This window comes from Lysobacter auxotrophicus (assembly GCF_027924565.1).
Lineage (GTDB): Bacteria > Pseudomonadota > Gammaproteobacteria > Xanthomonadales > Xanthomonadaceae > Lysobacter_J > Lysobacter_J auxotrophicus.
In genome coordinates, this window is sequence record NZ_AP027041.1 from 642,983 (window position 1) to 664,468 (window position 21,486).

At 68.8% G+C, this 21,486-nt stretch carries 26 protein-coding genes; 10 read left to right on the forward strand and 16 right to left on the reverse strand.

Features of this window, described 5'->3' with window-relative positions; all coding sequences use genetic code 11:
- Window positions 1-41 precede the first annotated feature (41 nt).
- Complete coding sequence (locus tag LA521A_RS02755; protein ID WP_281782170.1) at window positions 42-1,319, reverse strand: APC family permease; 1,278 nt, start codon at window positions 1,317-1,319, stop codon at window positions 42-44.
- A gap of 154 nt (window positions 1,320-1,473) precedes the next feature.
- On the reverse strand, window positions 1,474-2,007 hold the full coding sequence (locus tag LA521A_RS02760) for an outer membrane beta-barrel protein (RefSeq protein ID WP_281780860.1): 534 nt from the start codon (window positions 2,005-2,007) through the stop codon (window positions 1,474-1,476).
- A 322-nt stretch (window positions 2,008-2,329) separates the two neighbouring features.
- On the opposite strand from LA521A_RS02760, the gene LA521A_RS02765 reads away from it, so the two are divergent.
- Together LA521A_RS02765 and fnr are read left to right on the forward strand one after the other, a co-directional pair.
- Complete coding sequence (locus LA521A_RS02765) at window positions 2,330-2,623, forward strand: hypothetical protein (RefSeq protein WP_281780861.1); 294 nt, start codon at window positions 2,330-2,332, stop codon at window positions 2,621-2,623.
- A 318-nt stretch (window positions 2,624-2,941) separates the two neighbouring features.
- Complete coding sequence (fnr, locus tag LA521A_RS02770; protein WP_281780862.1) at window positions 2,942-3,706, forward strand: fumarate/nitrate reduction transcriptional regulator Fnr; 765 nt, start codon at window positions 2,942-2,944, stop codon at window positions 3,704-3,706.
- 19 nt (window positions 3,707-3,725) lie between these two features.
- On the opposite strand, the gene LA521A_RS02775 is transcribed toward fnr, so the two are convergent.
- From LA521A_RS02775 to LA521A_RS02830, 12 genes are all read right to left on the reverse strand, one after another.
- The gene (locus LA521A_RS02775) at window positions 3,726-4,466 is read right to left on the reverse strand and encodes a sulfite exporter TauE/SafE family protein (RefSeq protein WP_281780863.1); all 741 of its coding nucleotides are present in this window, start codon (window positions 4,464-4,466) and stop codon (window positions 3,726-3,728) included.
- Complete coding sequence (gene ccoS, locus LA521A_RS02780; RefSeq protein ID WP_281780864.1) at window positions 4,456-4,641, reverse strand: cbb3-type cytochrome oxidase assembly protein CcoS; 186 nt, start codon at window positions 4,639-4,641, stop codon at window positions 4,456-4,458. Before ccoS ends, LA521A_RS02775 begins: the two co-directional genes overlap by 11 nt.
- Window positions 4,638-7,043 (reverse strand): heavy metal translocating P-type ATPase, encoded by a 2,406-nt coding sequence (locus LA521A_RS02785; RefSeq protein ID WP_281780865.1) that lies wholly within the window; start codon window positions 7,041-7,043, stop codon window positions 4,638-4,640. Before LA521A_RS02785 ends, ccoS begins: the two co-directional genes overlap by 4 nt.
- Window positions 7,044-7,052: 9 nt before the next feature.
- Complete coding sequence (locus LA521A_RS02790) at window positions 7,053-7,562, reverse strand: FixH family protein (protein ID WP_281780866.1); 510 nt, start codon at window positions 7,560-7,562, stop codon at window positions 7,053-7,055.
- Window positions 7,559-9,115 (reverse strand): 4Fe-4S dicluster domain-containing protein, encoded by a 1,557-nt coding sequence (locus LA521A_RS02795; protein ID WP_281780867.1) that lies wholly within the window; start codon window positions 9,113-9,115, stop codon window positions 7,559-7,561. Before LA521A_RS02795 ends, LA521A_RS02790 begins: the two co-directional genes overlap by 4 nt.
- A gap of 11 nt (window positions 9,116-9,126) precedes the next feature.
- Complete coding sequence (locus tag LA521A_RS02800) at window positions 9,127-9,420, reverse strand: hypothetical protein (RefSeq protein ID WP_281780868.1); 294 nt, start codon at window positions 9,418-9,420, stop codon at window positions 9,127-9,129.
- Window positions 9,421-9,442: 22 nt separating this feature from the next.
- Window positions 9,443-10,375 (reverse strand): cytochrome-c oxidase, cbb3-type subunit III, encoded by a 933-nt coding sequence (ccoP, locus tag LA521A_RS02805; RefSeq protein ID WP_281780869.1) that lies wholly within the window; start codon window positions 10,373-10,375, stop codon window positions 9,443-9,445.
- A complete protein-coding gene (locus tag LA521A_RS02810; protein WP_281780870.1) occupies window positions 10,372-10,512 on the reverse strand; it encodes a cbb3-type cytochrome oxidase subunit 3 in 141 nt (46 codons plus the stop codon). Before LA521A_RS02810 ends, ccoP begins: the two co-directional genes overlap by 4 nt.
- A gap of 1 nt (window position 10,513) precedes the next feature.
- Window positions 10,514-11,128 carry a cytochrome-c oxidase, cbb3-type subunit II gene (ccoO, locus tag LA521A_RS02815; protein ID WP_281780871.1) on the reverse strand — a complete coding sequence of 205 codons (615 nt, stop codon included), beginning with the start codon at window positions 11,126-11,128 and terminating at the stop codon, window positions 10,514-10,516.
- Window positions 11,129-11,138: 10 nt separating this feature from the next.
- On the reverse strand, window positions 11,139-12,590 hold the full coding sequence (gene ccoN / locus LA521A_RS02820; protein ID WP_281780872.1) for a cytochrome-c oxidase, cbb3-type subunit I: 1,452 nt from the start codon (window positions 12,588-12,590) through the stop codon (window positions 11,139-11,141).
- A 176-nt stretch (window positions 12,591-12,766) separates the two neighbouring features.
- Complete coding sequence (locus tag LA521A_RS02825; RefSeq protein WP_281780873.1) at window positions 12,767-12,973, reverse strand: twin transmembrane helix small protein; 207 nt, start codon at window positions 12,971-12,973, stop codon at window positions 12,767-12,769.
- Between the two features lies 1 nt (window position 12,974).
- Window positions 12,975-13,313 carry a hypothetical protein gene (locus LA521A_RS02830; protein ID WP_281780874.1) on the reverse strand — a complete coding sequence of 113 codons (339 nt, stop codon included), beginning with the start codon at window positions 13,311-13,313 and terminating at the stop codon, window positions 12,975-12,977.
- 114 nt (window positions 13,314-13,427) lie between these two features.
- Here LA521A_RS02830 and LA521A_RS02835 point away from each other — a divergent pair, with 114 nt between their 5' ends.
- Entirely contained in the window at window positions 13,428-14,834 is a 1,407-nt protein-coding gene (locus LA521A_RS02835) for an aminotransferase-like domain-containing protein (RefSeq protein WP_281780875.1), read from the forward strand.
- On the opposite strand, the gene hemN is transcribed toward LA521A_RS02835, so the two are convergent.
- The gene (gene hemN / locus LA521A_RS02840) at window positions 14,831-16,225 is read right to left on the reverse strand and encodes an oxygen-independent coproporphyrinogen III oxidase (protein ID WP_281780876.1); all 1,395 of its coding nucleotides are present in this window, start codon (window positions 16,223-16,225) and stop codon (window positions 14,831-14,833) included. The genes LA521A_RS02835 and hemN overlap by 4 nt on opposite strands.
- Window positions 16,226-16,377: 152 nt before the next feature.
- Here hemN and LA521A_RS02845 point away from each other — a divergent pair, with 152 nt between their 5' ends.
- Complete coding sequence (locus tag LA521A_RS02845) at window positions 16,378-17,169, forward strand: lytic transglycosylase domain-containing protein (RefSeq protein WP_281780877.1); 792 nt, start codon at window positions 16,378-16,380, stop codon at window positions 17,167-17,169.
- A gap of 3 nt (window positions 17,170-17,172) precedes the next feature.
- On the opposite strand, the gene LA521A_RS02850 is transcribed toward LA521A_RS02845, so the two are convergent.
- A complete protein-coding gene (locus tag LA521A_RS02850; protein ID WP_281780878.1) occupies window positions 17,173-17,670 on the reverse strand; it encodes a hypothetical protein in 498 nt (165 codons plus the stop codon).
- A gap of 154 nt (window positions 17,671-17,824) precedes the next feature.
- Here LA521A_RS02850 and LA521A_RS02855 point away from each other — a divergent pair, with 154 nt between their 5' ends.
- The 6 genes from LA521A_RS02855 to LA521A_RS02880 all read left to right on the forward strand — a co-directional run bounded on the left by LA521A_RS02855 (window position 17,825) and on the right by LA521A_RS02880 (window position 21,471).
- Window positions 17,825-18,340 (forward strand): hypothetical protein, encoded by a 516-nt coding sequence (locus tag LA521A_RS02855; protein ID WP_281780879.1) that lies wholly within the window; start codon window positions 17,825-17,827, stop codon window positions 18,338-18,340.
- A gap of 2 nt (window positions 18,341-18,342) precedes the next feature.
- Window positions 18,343-18,531 carry a CPXCG motif-containing cysteine-rich protein gene (locus LA521A_RS02860; protein ID WP_281782171.1) on the forward strand — a complete coding sequence of 63 codons (189 nt, stop codon included), beginning with the start codon at window positions 18,343-18,345 and terminating at the stop codon, window positions 18,529-18,531.
- Window positions 18,532-18,832: 301 nt separating this feature from the next.
- Window positions 18,833-19,213 (forward strand): EF-hand domain-containing protein, encoded by a 381-nt coding sequence (locus tag LA521A_RS02865; protein ID WP_281780880.1) that lies wholly within the window; start codon window positions 18,833-18,835, stop codon window positions 19,211-19,213.
- Between the two features lie 186 nt (window positions 19,214-19,399).
- Entirely contained in the window at window positions 19,400-20,119 is a 720-nt protein-coding gene (locus LA521A_RS02870; protein ID WP_281780881.1) for an HAD family hydrolase, read from the forward strand.
- 123 nt (window positions 20,120-20,242) lie between these two features.
- A complete protein-coding gene (locus LA521A_RS02875; protein ID WP_281780882.1) occupies window positions 20,243-20,722 on the forward strand; it encodes a hypothetical protein in 480 nt (159 codons plus the stop codon).
- A gap of 65 nt (window positions 20,723-20,787) precedes the next feature.
- The gene (locus tag LA521A_RS02880; protein ID WP_281780883.1) at window positions 20,788-21,471 is read left to right on the forward strand and encodes a hypothetical protein; all 684 of its coding nucleotides are present in this window, start codon (window positions 20,788-20,790) and stop codon (window positions 21,469-21,471) included.
- The last annotated feature ends 15 nt before the right edge of the window (window positions 21,472-21,486 follow it).

Below are 21,486 nucleotides of genomic sequence, written 5' to 3' on the forward strand. Positions count from 1 at the left end.
CCGGGCTACAACAGCGCCGATGGACGCCGCGCCGGCAGGCTTCACCGCCGCCGCAAGGCACACACCACCGCGCCGATCGCAAGCGCAATCGCGGCCGCGATGAGGTTCGCGATCTGCGCGCTCGCGAGCAACGCGAGGCTCAGCACGATCGCCGCGACCGGAATCAACGCACCGCCCGGCAGGCGCAGCGCGCCGTCGCGGTCGCCATGCCGATGCCGCAACACCAGCACCGACCCGGCGGTGCCCAGGTACGTGCACAGTCGCGAGACGACCGACAACAGCGCCAGCTGCACGAACGATCCCGACAGCGCGAGCGCGAGCGACACCGCGCCGATCAGCACGATCGACACCGCGGGCGTGCGGAAACGCGGATGGATCGCGCCCAGCCATCGCGGCCCGTAGCCGTCCTGCGACAGCGCGAGCAGGTAACGCGGCGCCATCAGCACCGTGTTGCTGCTCGTGCCGAGGATCGAGATGCTCGCGCCCACCGTCATCAGCAACGCCAGCCACTCGCCGGAGAAGCGCGACGCCGCCTGCGCGAGCGGCGTGGACGATTGCGCGAGATCCGGCAGCGTCCCCAGCGCGACCCATTGCACGCTGACGTACACCAGCGTGACCGTTGCGATCATCGTCAGCAGCGCGAAGGGAACGTCGCGGCGCGGGTTGCGGTATTCGCCCGCGGCGGCCGGCAGGTTCTCGAATCCCGCATAGGCGAACAGCAGCAACAGCGCGGCTTCGGCGAGCGGTTTGGCCGTCAGTGGCGCGGTGTTCGGCGCGGCGAGCGATGCATCGACGTGGAACACGCCGATCGCGACGAACAGCGCGAGCGGCACGAGTTTCCCGACTGCCAGCAGCACGCCCGCGTTCGCCGCCGCGCGCACGCCGACGACGTTGATCGCCACGAGCAGCGCGATGGAGCCGGTGACGATCGACACGCGCGCCCAGCCGGCATCGGCCGCGGGCCAGAAATGCGTGACGGCTTCGGCCAGTCCGTTCGCGAGCGCGGCCGCGGTCGCCACGCGCGTCAGCAGCAGCATCCAGCCCACTTCGAAGCCGATGAAGGGGCCGAACGCTTCGCGCGCGTAGAGGTAACCGCCGCCGGGCGCATCGAAGTAGCTCGCCGCCTGCGCGTAGCACAGCACCAGCAGGCTCACCGCAAGGCCGGCGAGCAGCACGGCCCACAGGCTTGCCGGACCGAGCAACGCCGCAGCTGCCGCCGGCAGCAGGTAGATGCCGCTGCCGATCACGTCATTGATCGACAGGCCGACGATCTGCCAGCGGCTGACGGCGCGCAGCGTTCCGGGCGGAGCGGAGGGCAGGTCCAAGGGCGTGCTCCGTGGTCGGCCAGCGGCGAGAGTAATACGGGAGCGGGGAACGAGCGGGCAGGAACGGGAACCCGATGGAAGCCCGGAACGAAAAACGAGCGGGTTTCCCCGCTCGTTTCCGGTGCTCACAACGGCTCGGCTGGGGCGATCAGAAGTCGTAGCGCAGCTGGATCTGCGCCAGATCCAGGTCGGTGTCCTCGACCTCGAAGCGGCTGTACTCGCCGCGCAGCGCGACGTTGTCCGTGAAGCGGTACTGCAGGCCCACGCCGTAGGTCGGATCGGTGCCGTTGTCGTCGGTGTTGCCGACGATCGACGGGATCGAACGGTCCAGGTCCCAGCGCTGGAAACCGGCCTTCGCGTAGGCGGAGAAGTTGTCGGTGATCGGCACCGTGCCCACGGCGGTCAGGTAGACCGAGCTGGCTTCCAGCGGCGTGCCGGTGCCGCGCGGCTCCAGCTTCCCGAAGTCGGCGTAACCGGCTTCCAGGCCGAAGTAGCGGTTGAACTGGTAACCGCCGAAGACCGAATACGCGGTGTCCTCGTCGTCGTAGCTGCCTTCGTCGACGTAGGACTGGCCCACGCCGGCACCGGCGTAGAAGCCCTTGTCGGCGGCCTGCGCGCCGAATGCGGCGGCGCTGGCGATGACGGCGACCAGGGCGGTGGACAGCATCTTGTTCTTCTTCATTGCGAATCGACTCCTGCATGCGCGCCGCGAATCGGGGGGAGGGAGCGGCGTTCAGTGCGACGGGTCCTGGCGGAATGCCTGGGCGGCCATCGCTGCACGAAGGAGATGGGTGTTGCGCATGCGGAACAAAGGCCGGAATCCGGGGATGCTGCGTCCCGCATCTGGAACCTGTGGCGCGCCGACTTTGCCGGATGAGGCGCTTCACGCGTGACGGCCGTCGCGTGCCCCGTGCACTCCTAAGATCGGCGTGAGGCGCCATGCGCCGGCGCACGACGCGTCGCGCCGTGGACGGGAATCCATCATCACCATCGGGAAGGGAATCATGAAGACAAGCATGCTGGTGCTCGCACTGGGCGCGGCGTTGTTCGCCGCACCGGCCATCGCGAACGATCCGTCCGAGCCGCAGGCGCCGGTGAAGGCCGACGAGCCCGCCGCCGCCAAGCCGGTGGAATCGCCCGAAGACCGCATGGTCTGCGAACGCATCCGCGCCACCGGCAGCAACAAGGTCGAGCGCGTGTGCAAGACGGCGAAGCAGCGCGCCGAGGAACGCAACAGCGAGAAGGCCAACGCCGATCGCGATGCGGCCGAACGCATGATGCGCACGCGCCAGAACTGACGTGCGCCGCCATTCGTGACGCGCATCGCGTGATCGCGCGTGGCAAGCAGAAACCGGGATGAACCGCGTTAACCCGACGTCGACGCGCGCGATGCGATCACGTCGGGGTTCATCGACGTGCAGGCACAGTCGCGATGCGGCCTGGGCATCGTCATGCGATGGCCGACCGCGAGGCCCCGGCAGAGGGCGGACACTTCGGGTGTGTGGCGCGAAAGGCGGCTTCGGCCGCCTTTCGCTTTTCCGCATGGACGACGCTTGGACAATTCGCCCGGGGCTTCCACGGCGGCTGCACCTTCGCGCATGCGACAATGGCCCACGATGAACAGCCCCCTGGATCTTGCGCACCTGCGTCGTAGCTGTTCGCAATGCTCGCTCCAGCAGCTTTGCCTGCCGGCGGGTATCAGCGGACCGGAACTCGACCGCCTGGACGACATCGTCCGCCGACGCCGCACCATCGCGCGCGGCGAACGCCTGTTCCGCATCGGCGATTCGCTGGCCTCGGTGTACGTCGCGCGCGACGGCGCGTTCAAGACGGTGACGCTGAGCGAGGAGGGCGACGAGCAGGTGCTCGGCTTCCACCTGCCGGGCGAACTGATCGGCCTGGACGCGCTGGGCGGCGGTTCGCACCGCTGCGAGGCGGTGGCGCTGGGCGATGCGAATGTGTGCGAGGTGCCGTTCGACCAGCTCACCGAAGTCGCCGCGCAGTTGCCCGGATTGCAGCACCAGTTGCTGCGGGTCATCGGCCACAGCCTCAATCGCGACCACGACCACATGGGCATGCTGGTGCGTCGCCAGGCGAACGAGCGCATCGCGCTGTTCCTGCACGGACTCGGCGAGCGTTTCCGCCAGATCGGCCAGTCCGCGACGCATTTCAAGCTGCCGATGAGCCGCGAGGACGTCGCGCGTTACCTCGGCCTCGCGCTGGAAACGGTGAGCCGCGGCTTCACGCGCCTGCAGGAAGACGGCGTGATCGACGTGCATGGCCGTCGCGTTGAAATCGTCGACCTGGCGGAACTCACGCGCCTGGCGCACGGCGGCGAAGAAGAAAACCCGCGCGCGCGCCGCACGCGATCGGCCGGTTGACCGTCGGTTGATCGAAATGTCACGCCGCCGGCGTGACGCACCCCAGCGCGGACAGCACGGCGTGCAACTGCGGCACCTGCATCAGCCACGGTGCCGACAGCGTCAGCAATCCCGCGACCATCACCAGCGCCGCGCCCGCATTGCGCCAGCGCGTCTGCAGCCAGCGGCCCAGGCGCGCGCCGCTCCACGTGAGCGGCAGCATCACCGGGAGCGTGCCGACGCCGAAGGCGAGCATCGTCAGCGCACCGTTCACCGCGCTGGCCTGCAGCCACGCCGCGGCCAGCAACGTCGTGCTCAGGCCGCACGGCAGCCAGCCCCACAGCACCGCCAGGCCGACGCGCTTGGCGCGCGAATCCGCCGGCAGCATGCGTTGCTGCAGCGGACGCAGCCACGTCCACATGCGCGCGCCGGCGCCGAGTGCCGGCAGCTTGCCGCGTCGATCGAACAACCGCAGCGCGACGACGACCAGCACGAGCCCGACGAGCATGCGCAGCCCCGTCGCCAACCCGTCCAGACGCGCGACGCCGACGATGCCGTGGCCGAGTCCGCCGGCGACGGCGCCGGCAATCACGTAACCGCCGATGCGCGCGAGGTTCGCTTCCAGCGCCGGCGCGATCGAGCGTTTCACGGCCACCGCGCCGCCGCGTTGCGACGTCACCGAGAAACCCGTCGCGATCCCGCCGCACATCGCCGCGCAGTGCGCGCCGCCCAGCAGGCCGCTGAGCGACGCGGCGCCGAGCGTGAGCCAGTCAATCGGCATCGCGCGTCTCTGTTGCGTCGTCCCGCGGCGCGGGCAGCGGCTCGTCGCGCAGGATGTCGATCGCGGGCGTGTCGAGGTCGTCGAACTGGCCGCGTCGCACCGCCCATACGAACGAGCCGATGGCGATGCCCAGCAGCACCAGGCTGATCGGAACGAGCAGCAGCAGGATGTTCATGCGGGCCTCCGGGACGTGCGTTCGCGCCGGCCCAGGCGCAACGCGTTGAGCGTGACCAGCAGCGAGGACGCCGCCATGCCGAGCGCCGCGATCCACGGCGTGACGTGGCCCGTCGCGGCCAGCGGAATGGCGAGCACGTTGTAACCCAGCGCCCAGGCGAGGTTCTGCCGGATGATCGACTGCGTGCGTCGCGCCAGCACGATCGCCTGCGGCACGCGCAGCAGCGACGGACTGGTGACGACGAGATCGGCCGCGCGCTGTGCGAGCGCCGCGCCTTCGGCCATCGCGAGCGAGACGTCGGCGCCGGCGAGCACCGGGGCGTCGTTGAGGCCGTCGCCGACCATCGCGACGACCTCGCCGCGTGCCTGCGCGGCGCGCACGCGGGCGAGCTTGTCTTCCGGCGACCGGCGCGCGTGGAACTCGTCGATGCCGACCTGCCTGGCGAAGCTGGCGACCGCATCGCCTGCATCGCCGCTGCACAGCTCCACCGACACGCCGACGCCGCGCAGGGCCGCGACCGCTTCGCGCGCGTCCTCGCGCATGGTTTCGCGGATGGTGATGCGCGCGAACGCGCGCGTGCCGTCGCCGAGCCACAGCGCGCCGTCGTCGGTGTGCGCGGCGGCGAAATCGGCGCGACCCAGCCGCCAGTGCATGCCGTCGACGTCGCCTTCGATGCCGCGGCCGGCGATGGCCTGCACGCCGCGCGCCTCGCGATCGGCGTCGACATGCGCGAACGCCTGCGCCAGCGGATGCGCACTGCCGCGTTCCAGGGCGGCGGCGATCGACAGCGCGGCCGTGGCGTCGAGGTGTCCGAAGGTCGCGACGCTGTCGAGTTCGGGCCGCCCGTTGCTGAGCGTGCCGGTCTTGTCGAGCACCACGCGATCCACGCGCGCGAGCGTCGACAACGCGTCCTCGCGCACGCCCAGCACGCCGATGCGCGCGAGCGCGCCGTGCGCGGTCGTGAGCGCGGTCGGGATCGCCAGCGACAGCGCGCACGGGCAGCTCACCACCAGCAGCGCGAGCGTGACTTCCAGGGCACGCGCGGGCTCGTGCACGTGCCACCACGCGAACGTGGCGACCGCGCACAGCAGCAGCGCGACGACGAACCCGCCGGCCACGCGCTCGGCCGCGCGTGCGAGTCGCGGGCGTGCGGACTGCGCCTGTTCGACCAGGCGCGTGAGTTGCGACAGCCGCGTGTCGGCACCGGTGCGCACCACGCGCAGGCGGGCGGATTGCTCGCGACAGACGCTGCCGGCGAGCGCGGCGTCGCCGGCGTCGCGCCGGACAGGCGTGGATTCGCCGGTGATCAGCGCTTCGTCGAACGACGCCGCGTGATCGAGCAACACGCCATCGGCCGGCACGGCTTCGCCGGCGGCCACGCGCAGGATGTCCCCGACGACGATCTCGTTCAGCGGAACCTGCTCGGCCGAGCCGTCGTCGCGCTCGCGCAACGCCAGCGCCGGACGCGCGCGTGCGAGCGCGTCGACCTGCGCGCTCGCGATGCCGCGCGCGCGCTGTTCGAACATGCGCGCCACCAGCAACAGCAGCACGAACATCACCGCGGCGTCGTACCAGACGTGCGTGCCGCCGCGCAGGGTTTCCACCAGGCTGGCGAAATAGGCGAGCAGCGTCGATCCGGCGATGAGCGTGTCCATGCCGACGCGGCGGCCGCGCAGCTCGCGCCACATGCCTTCCAGGAACGGCCAGCCGGAATAGAAGACCACCGGCGTGCACACCATGAAGGTGATCCAGCGGAAGAAATCGCGCGTGGCGACCGGCATCTGCTGCGCGGTGTCCAGGTACAGCGCCTCGGCGAACATCATCGCCTGAATCGCGCCGAGCCCCGCCACGCCCAGTCGCACCAGCCAGCGGCGGCGCTCGCGGCGTTGCGCCTGCTCGCGCGCTTCGCCGGTCGCCAGCCACGGCCGATAACCGAGCGCGGACAGGCGTTGCATCAGCGTCGACAACGCGACGCGCTGCGGATCCCACGAGACGACGATGCGGCCGGTGACCGCATTCGCGCCGGCGTCGAGCACGCCCGCCTGGCGACGCAGTGCGCGGTCGATCAACCAGGCGCACGCGGCGCAGCGCATGGCGTCGGTGAGCACGGTGATCTCGCGTCCGCCGGGCACGAGGCGCGAATGCTCCGCGAGCACGACGTCGCGATCCCATGCGCCGAAATCCGCGGCATCGGCCTGCACGCGACCGGCGGGCGAGGTGCGCAGTGCGTAGTAATCGCCCAGTGCGGCTTCGCGGATCCACGTCGATGCCGCCGCGCAGCCGTTGCAGCAGAACGCGCGATTGCCGTCACGGATGGCGTCCGACGTCAGCGTCTCGCCGCAGTGGTGGCAGGCGCCGGTTTCGGCGGTGCGGGTTTCGCGCAGGGGCAGCGCCGCGTCCATCGTCGTTCGTCACTCGCCGGCGAGCGCCGGCCCCAGGTGTGCGGCCGCCTGGCCGGCAACGAGCCGCCCGCGCAGGCGCCATGCCGTGTCGGCCGGCGTGAGTTGCAGCAGCCAGTCGTGATCGAGCGGAAGCGGCTCGTTCGCATGCCAGCCCAGTTCGCTGGGCGTGAGTTCGATCGTGCGGTCGAGCTTCGCGTCGCTGGGATGCGACAGCGCCAGCGTCAGCGGCACGTCGCGCGGCACGTCGCCGTTCGAGAACCCGCCGCCCACCGGCAGCAGTTCGATGCCCTTCGCGTCAACGCGCATCACGGCCGACAGCTTCATCGACTTCGCGCGTTCGTCGGGCCCCAATTCCGTCGTCTGGATCTGCGCGGTGCGCTGCACGGTGTCGATCACCGCATCGTCGCCGCCGCTGCGCAGCGCCACTACCACCAGCCCGACGCCGGCGACGATCGACAGCACGGGCAGGCCGATCACCAGCCACATCACGGGGTTGCGGAATTTCACGGCCAGGCTCATCGCATCGGTCCGAAGAAGGTCGATTCCACGTCGGCGTGGGCAGCGCCGTCCACGCGTTCGACACGGAAGGTCACCGCCTGCTTGCCATGCACATCGGCCGGCGCGGACAGCACCACGGGAAGGTTCAGCACCTGCTCGGCCTGCGCGTCCACCGTCTGCGGGCCGCCGCGCAGCTCGATGCCGGCGGGCGCCTCGACGAGGATGCGGAACGAGCGCGGCGCGACGTCCTTGTTTACCAGCTTCAGCGTGTAGGTGTTCTCGATGCGGTCGTCGGCGGCCTCGCGATACAGCGCGTTGCGGTCGCGCAGCACCTCGGCGATCAGCGGGCTGCGATGGCCGACGCCCCACGCCCACGCCGCGCACAGCGCCAGCAGCAGCACGCCGTAGAGCAGCACGCGCGGGCGCGCCACGCGCGTGGGTTTTCCGTCGATCGCGTTCTGCGTGGAATAGCGGATCAGCCCCTTCGGGTAGCCCATCTTGTCCATCACCGAATCGCAGGCGTCAATGCACGCGCCGCAGGCGATGCACTCGTACTGCAGGCCGTTGCGGATGTCGATGCCGGTGGGGCAGACCTGCACGCAGATCGTGCAGTCGATGCAGTCGCCGAGCTGTTCGGGTTCGAACTTCGGCAGCGGTTGCGCGACCAGGCCGACGTCGGTGACGGCCGTCGTGCCGGCGGCATGCAGCGCGAGCGCGTTGCCCTGGCGCGCGCCGCGGAACACGTAATCGTATGCGGTGGCCGGATCGAGCAGGCCGCGCGCGCGTTCCAGCACGCTGCCCAGGCCGCGCTTGCGCGGGCCGCGCGGTTCGCCGCGCATCGGGTCGTAGGCGATGATCAGCGTGTTGCGGTCGAACATCGCGCTCTGGAAGCGCGCGTACGGGCACATGTACTTGCAGACCTGTTCGCGCAGGAAGCCCGCGTTGCCCCAGGTCGCCAGCGCATAGAACAGCACCCAGAAGGTTTCCCAGCCACCCCAGCCCGGGGCATTGCCGAAGAACGGCACGCGCGCGGCCAGCTCCGTGATCGGCGTGAAGAAGCCGACGAACGTGAAGCCGGTCCACAGCGCGAACACCAGCCACAGCGCGTGCTTGCCGCCCTTGCGCAGCAGTTTTTCGCCGCTCCACGGTGCGGCGTCGAGTTTCATGCGCGCGTTGCGGTCGCCTTCGGTCCAGCGCTCCATCCACAGGAACACTTCCGTCCACACCGTCTGCGGGCAGGCGTAACCGCACCACAGGCGCCCGGCGATGGCGGTGAAGAAGAACAGCGACAGGCCGGCGATGATCATCAGCACCGCGAGCAGGAAGAAATCCTGCGGCCAGAAATTCAGCCCGAACACGTAGAACTTGCGCGCCGGCAGGTCGAACAGCACCGCCTGGCGTCCATCCCAGCGCAGCCACGGGAACACGTAGAACATGCCCAGCAGCACCACGACGGCGACGTTGCGCCAGGTCTGGAACACGCCGCTCACGCTGCGCGGGTAGATCTTCCGCTCGCTGACGTACAGCGCGTTGCCGCCGTCTTCGACGAGGTCGATCGAGATCTTCTTGTTCATTGCGGTATCGACTACTCGGGCCGCAGCGGCCCGTTGAAACGGCTGGCCGGGCGCAGCAGCACCCAGGTGAAGGCGCTGGAGGCGGCCGTCGCGATCCAGAACATGAAAAAGCCCAGGCTGTACCCGAGCGTGCGCGTCATCGGCAGTTTGGGGAAGGTCATGTCGCGCAGCGCGAGCGGGTCGACGTAGGCGAAGAACACCATCGTCGCGATGCACGCGGCGAAGAAGCTGGGCCACAGGATCGCCCCGAGCCGCTGCGAGAGCGGTCGGGGCGGGTGGTCGAATCGCGGTGCTGGCTGGCTCATGGGAGCGTGCTCACTTCCAGGTTCAACGCGTTGCGGTCACCGCGGGCTTGTCCGGATGCGACAGCGACCAGACGTAGGCGGCCGCCAGGCGCGAGCGGGTCTCGCCGAGCGTTTCCCGCCAGGCGGGCATCACGCCGTGGCGGCCGTGCTCGATCGTCTGGCGCAGGCTTTCGCTGCTGTTGCCGTAGAGCCAGTAGTCGTCGGTCAGGTCGGGTGCGCCCATCGCGACGTTGCCCTTGCCGTCCACGCCGTGACAGGCGGTGCACACGCCGTTGTAGAGCGCCTTGCCCTGCGCGGCCATGTAGTTGTTCTGCATGGTGTCGGGATCGGACAGCGTGCGCACGTAGGCGACGACGTAATCGACGGCGTTGTCGCCGCCCATGCCGGTGAGCACCTTGCCCCATTCGGGCATCACGCCTTCGCGGCCTTCCATCACCGAGTGCAGCACGTCGTCGGGCGTGCCGCCCCAATGCCACACCTGGTCGGTGAGGTTGGGGTAGCCGATCGCGCCCTGCGCCGTGGAGCCGTGGCACTGCGCGCAGGTGTTGTTGAAGATCGAACGCCCCAGCGCGACGGCGTTGGGATCGCGTGCGATCGCGTCGATCGACTTGCCCGCGTACGGCGCGAACGTCGCCTCGAGCTTCGCGTCGTCGCGGGCCTTGTCGAGCGCCTGCTCGCGAGCCGAGGTCCACTTCGCGACGCCGGCGAACGCGCCCAGTCCCGGATACCAGACCAGGTAGACGATGGCGAAGATGATGGTGATGTAGAACAGGTTCACCCACCACTTCGGCATCGGCTTGTTGTATTCGGTGAGGTTGCCGTCCCACACGTGGCTGGTGTCGGTGGGGGCGGGATCGCCCGGCCGGCGCTTGCCGGTCCACCAGATCAGCCAGACGCAACCCAGGATGTTGATCGCGACGATCGCGATGACATAGATCGACCAGCCGGTGGTCATTGCCGTGTCCCCCTGTCCTCATCGAGCGGCATGCGTGCGGCCGCGTCGAATTCCTTCTTGCGCTTCGGGCTCCAGGCCCACACCCAGCCGGCGACGAACAGCACCAGCAGGATCGTCGTGACGATTCCGGACACCATGTCAGCCACCCCTCGGTGCGTGGCGGCCCAGGCCCTGCAGGTAGGCGACGACCGCATCGAGTTCGGTCTTGCCGTCCACCGCGGCCTGCGCGCCGGCGATGTCGGCGTCCGTGTACGGATCGCCGATGGTCTTGAGCGCCTTCATGCGCTGTTGCACCTGCTCGCCGTCGACCTTCGCCTCGGCGAGCCACGGGAAGCCGGGCATGTTGGATTCGGGTACCACGTCGCGCGGGTTGTGCAGGTGCACGCGATGCCAGTCGTCGGAATAGCGGCCGCCGACACGCGCGAGGTCCGGACCGGTGCGCTTGGAACCCCACTGGAACGGGCGGTCGTACACCGATTCGCCGGCCAGCGAGTAATGGCCGTAGCGCTCGGTCTCGAAGCGCAGCGTGCGAACCATCTGCGAATGGCAGTTGTAGCAACCCTCGCGGACGTAGACGTCGCGGCCGGCGAGTTCGAGCGCGGGGTACGGCTTCACGCCCGGCAGCGGCGTGATGGTCTCGGCCTGGTACATCAGCGGCACGATTTCCGCCAGGCCGCCGAAGGAGACGGCCACGGCGATCAGCACCGCCATCAGGCCGACGTTGGTTTCGACTTTCTCGTGTGAATGACTCATCTCGTCGGCCTCAGGAGAGCGTGCTGGCGTGTGCGGCCGCGGCGTCCGGCGGCATCACCGGCGTGGGCGCCAGATCGCGCGCCTGCTGCCAGGTGCGGATCACGTTCCAGGCCATCACGACCATGCCGGACAACACGATCAGGCCGCCGAGCAACCGGCCCAGGTAGTAGGGGTACGTCGCGTTGAGCGCCTCGACGAAGCTGTAGGTCAGCGTGCCGTCGGGGTTGGTGGCGCGCCACATCAGGCCCTGCATCACGCCGGCGATCCACATCGACACGATGTAGAACACCACGCCGACGGTGTGCAGCCAGAAGTGCAGGTCGATGGCCTTCACCGAGTGCATCTGCGTCTGGCCGAGCAGGCGCGGCAGCATCGCGTAGACCGCGCCGATGGAGATCATCGCGACCCAGCCCAGCGCGCCGGCGTGCACGTGGCCGACGGTCCAGTCGGTGTAGTGCGACAGCGAGTTGACCGTCTTGATAGACATCATCGGGCCTTCGAAGGTCGCGATCATGTAGAACGAGACGGCCACGATGAGGAACTTCAGGATCGGATCGGTGCGCAGCTTGTCCCATGCGCCCGAGAGCGTGAGGATGCCGTTGATCGCGCCGCCCCAGCTGGGCGCCAGCAGCACCAGCGAGAACACCATGCCCAGCGACTGCGCCCAGTCCGGCAGCGCGGTGTACTGCAGGTGGTGCGGGCCGGCCCACATGTACACGGCGATCAGCGCCCAGAAGTGCACGATCGACAGCCGGTACGAATACACCGGGCGGTTGGCCTGCTTGGGGACGAAGTAGTACATCATCCCGAGGAAGCCGGCGGTCAGGAAGAAGCCCACCGCGTTGTGCCCGTACCACCACTGCGCCATCGCATCGACCGCGCCGGTGTACAGCGAGTACGACTTGCCCAGGCCCACCGGCATGGCCATGTTGTTGACGATGTGCAGCAGCGCGATGGTGATGATGAAGGCGCCGTAGAACCAGTTCGCCACGTAGATGTGCTTCACGCGGCGCTTCACGATGGTGCCGAAGAACACCACCGCGTAGGACACCCAGACCAGGGTGATCAGGATGTCGATCGGCCATTCCAGCTCGGCGTATTCCTTGCCTTGCGTGAGGCCCATCGGCAGCGTGATCGCCGCGGCGACGATGACCGCCTGCCAGCCCCAGAAGGTGAAGGCCGCGAGCTTGTCGAACGCCAGCCGCACGTGGCAGGTGCGCTGCACCACGTGGTAGCTGGTGGCGAACAGCGCGCACCCGCCGAAGGCGAAGATCACCGCGTTGGTGTGCAGCGGCCGCAGGCGGCCGTAGCTGAGCCACGGGACGTCGAAGTTGAGGGCTGGCCAGTAGAGCTGGGCGGCGATGAGGACGCCGACCGCCATGCCGACGATGCCCCAGACCACCGTCATCGCGGTGAACTGGCGCACGATCTTGTCGTTATAGGTTTCTGGTTGGGTATGCATGGATGGACACTCCCGAGCGGCAGGGCCGGGGTCGGCGGCATGTTATGAACCCGTTCACGCGCGGCGCTTGATTTCGATCAAAGCGTCGGCTACGCGATTCAAACGCAAACGGATGAGCCCGGCGGACCGTTCGGCGGAAGGGGCACGGCGGCCTTCGGGAAAGCGGCCTTCGTCGTTCAGGCACCCACGCCGTGCGGCTGGATGACACCCGTGGCAATGCCCACCGCCACCAGCGCGATCAGGGCGATCGACAGCCCGATGCGGCGGGTCAGCGCGTTGACCGCGCGCTTGCTCTCGCCGCGGTCGGTGAGCATGTAGAACAGCGCCGCGCCGAGCTGGTAGACGATCAGCGCGAGGAAACCGACGACGAGCAGGGTCTTCATGTCAGCTCCGGGACGGGGCCCGTGACGGGGAATTCGTACGCGCGAACCAGCGCATGCGCGCGATGAGCGCCGCGGCCATGACGCCCAGGTACAGGCCGTAGGCCAGCGACGTGGCGAACACCTGCTTCCACATCGGCCCGTAGCCGGCATCGGCGTGCGCCATGCCCCAGTACATGCCGGCGAAGGCCGCGGCGGTGGCGGCGATCAAGGCGAGGGAATCGAAGGCCAGCCGGGCCGGCCCGCGCGGCTGGCGGGGATAGCGCCAGAACAGCACCGACAGCACCGCGAACCACGGCGCGAACAGGATCATGGCGAGGTTCAACTGGACGCCGGTGGACACGGTGGCACTCGGGCGGATTCGGACGGTGCGCGCAGTCTAGGGTGACCGTATCAGTTCCAGTAGAATCAGAAAGCCGCTCGAAAAACCGTATGAGTTACGGAAGGACGCCCGCCCGTGAAGCGCTACGAGGCCCTGGCCGACGATCTGGCCCGCTCGATCCAGTCCGGCGCGTTCCGCCCGGGCGAACGGCTGCCCTCCGTGCGCCAGACGACCACGGCCCGGCGCATCAGCCCCTCGACCGTCTTCCAGGCGTACTACCTGCTGGAAGCGCGCGGGCTGATCCAATCGCGCGCGCGGTCGGGCTACTACGTCGCCGCGCGACCACCGCGCCTGCCACCGGAACCCGAATCGCCCTCGCGTCCCGACGGCGATTCGCGCCCCGTCGATGTCAGCGAGCTGGTCTTCGACGTCCTGCAATCGGCGATGCAGCGCGACCTCGTGCCGTTCGGCTCGGCGTTCCCGAGCCCGTTGCTGTTTCCGCTCCCCCGGCTCGGCCGTGCGATCGCCGCCGCCGCGCAGGACCTCGACCCGTGGAGCACGGTGGACGACCTCACGCCCGGGCAGGCCGAACTGCGCCGGCAGATCAGCCTGCGCTATCTGATCGACGGCATCGACGTGAAACCGGAGGAAATCGTCGTCACCAACGGCGCGCTGGAAGCCCTGAACCTCGGCATCGCCGCGGTGACGCAGCCCGGCGACGCGGTGCTGGTGGAATCGCCGTGCTTCTACGCGGTGCTGCAATCGCTGGAGCGCAACGGCCTGCGCGCGATCGAAGTGCCCACGCATCCGCGCGACGGCGTGGACCTGGACGCGCTGGAGCAGGCGATCGCACGCCATGCCCCGCGCGCATGCTGGCTGATGCCGACCTTCCACAATCCGCTGGGCGCGACGATGCCCGACGACGCCAAGCGCCAGCTGGTCGCGTTGCTTGCGCGGCACGAGATCCCGCTGATGGAGGACGACGTCTACGCGGAACTGCATTACGGCGCGCGTCGTCCACTGCCGGCGAAGGCGTTCGATCGGGACGGCGGCGTGATCCACTGCTCGTCGTTCTCCAAATGCCTCGCGCCGGGGTATCGCATCGGCTGGGTCGCGGCCGGGCGCTTCCGCGACACGCTCGCGCGCAACAAGCTCACCACGACGCTCAACACGAACGTGCCGGCGCAACGGGCGATCGGGCGCTATCTGCAGGGCGGCGGCTACGACCGCCATCTGCGCCGGCTGCGTGCGACGCTGGCCGAACAGCAGTCAACGTACATCGAGGCGGTCGCGCGGTGCTTTCCCGAGGGCACGAAAGTCACGCGCGCTACCGGCGGCTATTTCGCGTGGATCGAACTGCCGCAGGACCGCGACGCGCTGGCGCTGCATCGCCGCGCCTTGCAGGCAGGCATCAGCATCGCGCCGGGGCCGATCTTCTCGGCGAGCCGCGGCTTCCGCAGCTGCCTGCGGCTGAACTACGGACACCCGTTCGATGCGCGCACCGAACAGGCGCTGCGCACGTTGGGTTCGCTCGCCGGCTAGACCGTGCGCGAATACCGCATCGGCGCGGCCTGCGGCTGGCGGAGATAGGCGTCGAAGCACATCGCGATCACCCGCAGCAGCAGGCGGCCTTCGCGCGTGGCGACGATGCGGTCGGGCTCCACCCACACCAGGCCGTCGTCCTGCAGCGGCTGCAAGCGCCGCAACGCGTCGGCGAAATAGTGGGTGAAATCGATGCCGTGCGCACGCTCGATCGCGCCCATCGACACCTCGCCCTGGCACATCAGCCGCTGGATCACGTCCGCGCGCAGCTCGTCGTCGGCGCTCAGCCGCAGTCCGCGCCACACTGGAAGGCGCGGCGTGTCGATCGCTTCTTCCCACGTGTGCAATTCGCGCGGATTCTGGCTGTAACTGTCGCCGATGCGGCTGATCGCGCTGACGCCGAAACCGATCAGGTCGCAATCGGCATGCGTGGTGTAGCCCATGAAATTGCGATGCAGTCCGCCGCGCGCCTGGGCGAGGGCGAGTTCGTCGTCGGGCAGCGCGAAGTGGTCCATGCCGATGTAGACGTAGCCGGCGGCGGTGAGGCGCTCGATCGCAAGCCGCAAGAGGTCGAGCTTGAGCTCGCCGGAAGGCAGGTCTTCCGCGCGGATCTGGCGCTGCGGCTTGAACAGCTCCGGGAGGTGCGCGTAGCTGTACACCGCGAGGCGGTGCGGACGCGCGGCGATCACGGTGTCCAGCGTGCGCGCGAAACCCTCCAGCGTCTGCAACGGCAACCCGTAGATGAGGTCGACGTTGACCGAGCGCATACCGTGCTTCCGGCACGCGTCGATGATCGCGAGCGTGCCCGCGACGTCCTGCTCGCGGTTCACCGCGCGCTGCACGTCGGGGTCGAAGTCCTGCACGCCCAGGCTCGCACGGTTGAAGCCGGCATCGGCGAGTTCGGCGACATCGTCGGGCGTGAGTTCGCGCGGGTCGAGCTCGATCGAGATATCGCGCCGGTCGTCCGCACTGAAACGGAAATGGTCGCGCAGGTCCTGCACGGTCGCGCGCAACTGCGCGGGCGCGAAGAAGTTCGGCGTGCCGCCGCCGAAGTGGAGCTGCACCACTTCGCGGTCCGGATCGAACACGCCGGCCATCATCCCGATCTCGCGCGCCAGCCGCGTGCGGTAGGGCTCGCTGCGCGTGCGATCGCGCGTGATCACGCGATTGCAGCCGCAGTAGAAGCAGGGGTTCGTGCAGAACGGCACGTGCACGTAGAGCGAGAGGCGGCTCGGGATCGGATCGCCGTTGCTAGCCTGCGCGGCGTCGCGCAGCTGTGCGATGCCGAAGTCGGAGCTGAACTGGGGCGCGGTCGGGTAGGACGTGTAGCGCGGCCCCGGCCGGTCGTAGCGGCGCAGGAGGTCGGCGGGAAAGGTCGGCGCGGTGGGCATGCGCGGAGCCTATCGGCGGCGATCCGCTCGGGTTTGACCTCGATCAATTCGCGGTTTCGGCTTCATGCCGAGCGCATGAACACGGCCTCGCCGCCGAGGGGCGGCCACGTCCCGTTGCGCCGGCGTTGCGAAGCGCTGCCTAGAATCCGCGGATGGTCCGCTTCCGCGTCATCGTTGCCGCGTTGATCGTGCTGGCAGTTGCCGGCACCGCGAACGCGCGCACCGTGTACCGCTGCGTGCGCGACGGAACGGTCAGCCTGTCGACCGCGCCGGAGCCGGGGTCGCGTTGCACCGCGAAGCAGATCGACGACAACGCCGCGAGCGTGCCGAACCTGTTCGGCACCGGCGAAGCGGTGAGCGGCGTGCTGTACGAACGCATGCAGGATGGCAAGGCGGTCTACGGCACGCGCAAGCTGCCCGGTGCGGTGAAAGTGCTGTCGTTCACGGTTCCCGCGCCGCCCGGCGAACCGGCGCACGAAGGCATGGGACGGGTGAGCCCGCCACGGCTGGACCGCTATCCGAAGCAGTTCCGCGCCGCGTCGAAGGCGACCGGCGTCGACGAAGCCTGGCTGCGCGCCATCGCGCATGCCGAGAGCGATTACGACGCCGCGGCGGTGTCGCCGAAAGGCGCGCAGGGCGTGATGCAGTTGATGCCCGACACGAGCCGCGAATACGGCGTGGCCGATCCGTTCTCGCAGGATGAATCGATCCTGGCCGGCGCGCGCCACCTGCGCGCGCTGATGAAGCGCTATCGCAACGACATGGCGCTGGTCGCCGCTGCGTACAACGCGGGTATCGGCACGGTCACGCGTTACGGCGGCGTGCCGCCGTACGCGGAAACGCAGGCGTATGTCGCCAAGGTGCAGGCGTTGTACGGAAGTTATCGCGCTGCGCTGGACAAGCCGACGGCGAAGTCGCGCACGCGTGCGCTGTCTTCGCCGTAGCCGTCACGCCATCGCCTTGCTCGATTCGTACGGCAGGTGCGTGCCGCCCGCGGTGGTGATGATGCTTTCGGTGCGATCGAGGAAATCCTTGTCGCCGTCGAGCACCACGAGGATGCGGCCGGCCTGGATTTCCTCGTCGAACTTGCGGCGGATCGGATCGGGCAGCGACGAACCGACGAGCGCCGATGCCCACGAACCCACCAGCGCGCCGGCGACCGCGGCAGCGGCCGCGCCCGCGAGCGTGAGGCCGATCGGCGTGATGACGATCGCCGCGAGGCCCGCGAGCAACCCGGCCGCGCCACCGTACCCGGCGCCGCGCAGCGCGGCGGGAATCAGGTCGGTGTCGGCTTCCTTGTACTCGTTCGGGATCGCTTCCAGTTCGATGTCCGAACGCGCGACCAGCAGGATGTCGTCGTCGTGCACGCCGGCGCCGCGCGCGGCGTTCATCACGGCCTGCGCGGTAGCGAGATCGGGCGTGCTGAATACATGGCGGACCTTCATTTCTGCCTCCGTCGTCCGTGGCGCCGGCATGCGGCGTCGATGCCCGAAGCTTTGCCGCGGCGCGGTTACTGGGACGTGATGAACGGGGCGCTCGCGCGTGCGGTGTTAAGGTGCGCGCACCTTTCGAAACGGGGTGCCGAACATGCCGGGTTCCATGCGTTCCGCGCTGCTTCCTTCCTTGCTTGCCTGCGTCGTCGCCACGTGTGCGTTGACCGCTTGCGAGCGCGCGCCTTCCGCGTCTGAAGCTGCGCAGCCGCCCGCAGCGGACACACCGCAGGTCACCGCCGATACCTCGCAGCAGCCGGCACGCACCACCGACCAGCCAGCCGCGAACGAGGCCGCATCGCCCGCCGCGCCCGACGTCACGCCGGCGGCGTTCGTCGACAAGGTGTGGCGCGTGAAATCCTCCAGCACCGTCGAGCCGGACACCGTGTATGCCTTCCTGTCCGATGGCACGCTGGTGATCGATTCGCCGAACGGCACGCCGATGCACGGCCAGTGGCGATTCGAGGGCGGCAAGCTGACGATGGTCGAGGAAGGCCAGTCGTATCCCACTGACATCCTGCGCCTGGACGCCAGCGAACTGCATCTGCGCAGCCACAACCCGGGCACACCGGTCGACATCGTGCTGACGCTCGCGCCGGACGCGCCGCTGCCCAAGGCCAAGTGACGATGCTTCCCGCGATCGACGTGCAGTGTCCATATTGCGGCGAACCGCTGACGCTGTTCGTCGACGATTCCGCGGGTGCGCAGGCGTATGTCGAGGACTGCCACGTGTGTTGCCGCCCGATGGTCGTGCGCGTTCGCATCGACGAGGACGGCGAGCTCGACGTCGATGTCGCGCGCGAGGACGAAGGTTGAAGGACGCGAGGAACGCGCTCGCCACGAGTGCGTTGACGCGTGTCGGCGTGAAGGTTGTGTTCCGTTCAGCGGATCAGCGCGGACCGCGGCATCGATAACCTTGCCGCAGGTCACATTGCCGCGTGTCGCGCGTCACCGATGAACCCGCTTCCTAGCGGTCGCGCATGCAGTCGGGGTTAAAGGAACGTTGCTTTAACGCCCGGCGAACCGGATGCGTTCATGCGGCGACGGGCAAGGTCGAATCGTGCGGCACGCCTTGGGCAAGCACGCGCAGAACTTCCTTCCTTCCAGGAGACATCGCATGAACCTCAAGACCAACCGCAAGCCGCTGATCGCCGCCGCCCTCGTCGCGATGCTGTCCTCGCCGCTGGCGTTCGCGCAGTCGACCGCGCCGCAGACGTCGCAGGATCCGGCGGCCGCATCGACCACCGACCAGGCGGGTGCATCGGGCGCCAGCGCGACGCAGGGCACGGCCAACACGTCGGGCAAGAAGAGCTGGTCGGATGTCGACACCGACAAGAACGGTTCGCTGAGCAAGTCTGAAGCCTCGAGCGTTCCGGCCCTCGGCCAGGTGTTCGACCAGGCCGACGCGGACGCCGACGGCTCGCTGACCGCCGACGAGTACAAGGCCTACGTCGCCAAGGCGCAGGGCGGCGCGTCGAACAGCGGCGGCGGCAAGTAAGCGCGTAACGCGCCGCATCAGGCAACCGTCCAACTTGCGCATTTTTGGACTCCGGCAAGGGCGGCCTCGGCTGCCCTTGTTCTTATGAAGCGCGGCGTGGCTTCGGCCGCTGTTGTTCGTATCGAGCGCGGCGCGGCTTTGGCCGCCCTTGTTCTTTGTGCTGCGCCCGCGAACTAAACTAGCCGCATGACCGCCATCCAGCTGATCGGCTTCGACGCCGACGACACCCTCTGGCGCAGCCAGGATTACTTCGACGAAGCCCAACTCGAGTTCGAGCGCATCGTCGGCGCGTACGTCGACCTGCGCGACGCGCGCGTGGCCGAGCGCCTGTACGAAGTCGAGAAGCGCAACATCGCGCTGTTCGGCTACGGCGTGAAGGGCATGGTGCTGTCGATGATCGAAGCGGCGGTGGAGATCACCACGCAGCGCATCGACGCACGCGACGTGCACCGCATCGTCGAGCTCGGCAAGTCGCTGCTGCGCCATCCGGTCGAACTGCTGCCGGGCGTGCGCGAAGCGGTGGAAGCGATCGCCGCGGAGTTCGACGTCGTGCTGATCACCAAGGGCGACCTGTTCCATCAGGAAGCGAAGGTGCGTCAGTGCGGCTTCGCCGACCTGTTCCGCCGCATCGAGATCGTCAGCGAGAAGGACACGGCGACGTACGCGCGCCTGCTGGAGGAATTCGCGCTGCCGGCGGAGCGTTTCGTCATGGTCGGCAACTCGCTGCGTTCGGACATCGCGCCGGTGCTGGACCTGGGCGGATGGGGCATCCACGTGCCGTACCACACGACCTGGGGCCACGAGAACGAGGCCGACGTGGCCGACGACGCACCGCGCCTGCGCCGTATCGCCAGCGCGCACGAATTGCCCGACGCCGTGCGCGAACTGGCGGCCCGCGCGGCCTGAACACGTTCCCCAACGGCTGCTGAGCGTCCCCGTCCCGCCCCGGTCGGATTAAAAATGCGTTCACCGCGGTAGTCGCATCTTGGCCACAAGGCTCGCAGGGTGCGGGCAACCAGGAGCGCATATATGTCCACCGTCCTGACCCGTTGGGTCGCCCCCGTGGTGCTGGCCGCTGGTCTGGGTGTGGTCGCGGCGGCGGCGCCCGCACCGGCACGCGCTGACGATTTGAGCCGCGTCCTCGTCGACGTCGCCGACGTGATCTACCACGGCGGCAGCCCGTACTACCGTTACGACCGCGGTTATCGCGATCGCCTCGTCGTGGTGCACGACTACCGCGGCCGCCCGACCTACTACCGCAACGTCTACCGCAACACCTATCGCGCCGGCCCGCCGTACGGCAACGCCTACGGTTACTGGAATAACGCGCCGCGCGGCAAGTGCAACAAACACGGCAAGTGCACGACGCACTACTACGATGGGCGCTACGACCATCGCTACGATCGCCGATACGACCGGGCCTATTACCAGGACCGCCGCTGGGACGATCGTCATGATCGCCGCGATCGCCACGACGGCCGATACGACCGGCGCTGGCGTGGTGATTGATCATGGCGCCGGGCCGTAACGGGATGCCCGACAGGTATCCCTTCGAAGACGAGAGGAGCTGGGACATGGCGATGACGTGGAAGGCGCGTTTCGGCGCGGTTCTGGTGGCGGCCGCGGCGACGTTCGGCTGGGGCTCCGCCTCGGCGCAGGACTACACCTTCGGCTGGAACCCGCGCTCCGGCGACGTGTGGGTCGACACGTGGCTGGGCGACATGAACCGCTACGGCGCGCGTTATCGCGACCCGTTCGTCGACGAGATGGTCCGCTACTACGGCGCGCCGCGCGATCTGGTCAACGAGTTGCTGACGCAGCGGCGCTGGGCGCCGGGCGATGTGTACTTCGCCTGCGCGATCGCGTCCGTGCTCGGGCGCCCGTGCCGCTACGTCGCGGACATGTGGGAGCGCGACCACGCGCAGGGCTGGGGCGTCGTCGCGAAGAACCTCGGCATCAAACCGGGCTCGGCGGAATTCCATCGCCTGAAGAAGGGTTTCGTCCCGAGTTACGACCGCTGGGGTCGCAGCATCTCGATCGATGCGGACCTCGCGCGCGATTTCCCGGGACGTCCGCGCGATCCGGGCAAGTCGAAGGGCGCCGCGTCGAGCAAGGCGCATGCGGATAACGGCAAGCCGTCTGCTTCGAAGGGTTCCAACGGCCATGGCGGCAGCAAGCCCAAGGGCAACGCGGAAGCGAAGGGTGCGCAGGGCAAGGGCAATGCGCAGCCGAAGGGGCAGGGCAAAGGCAAGGGCTGATTCGCAACCCGGACC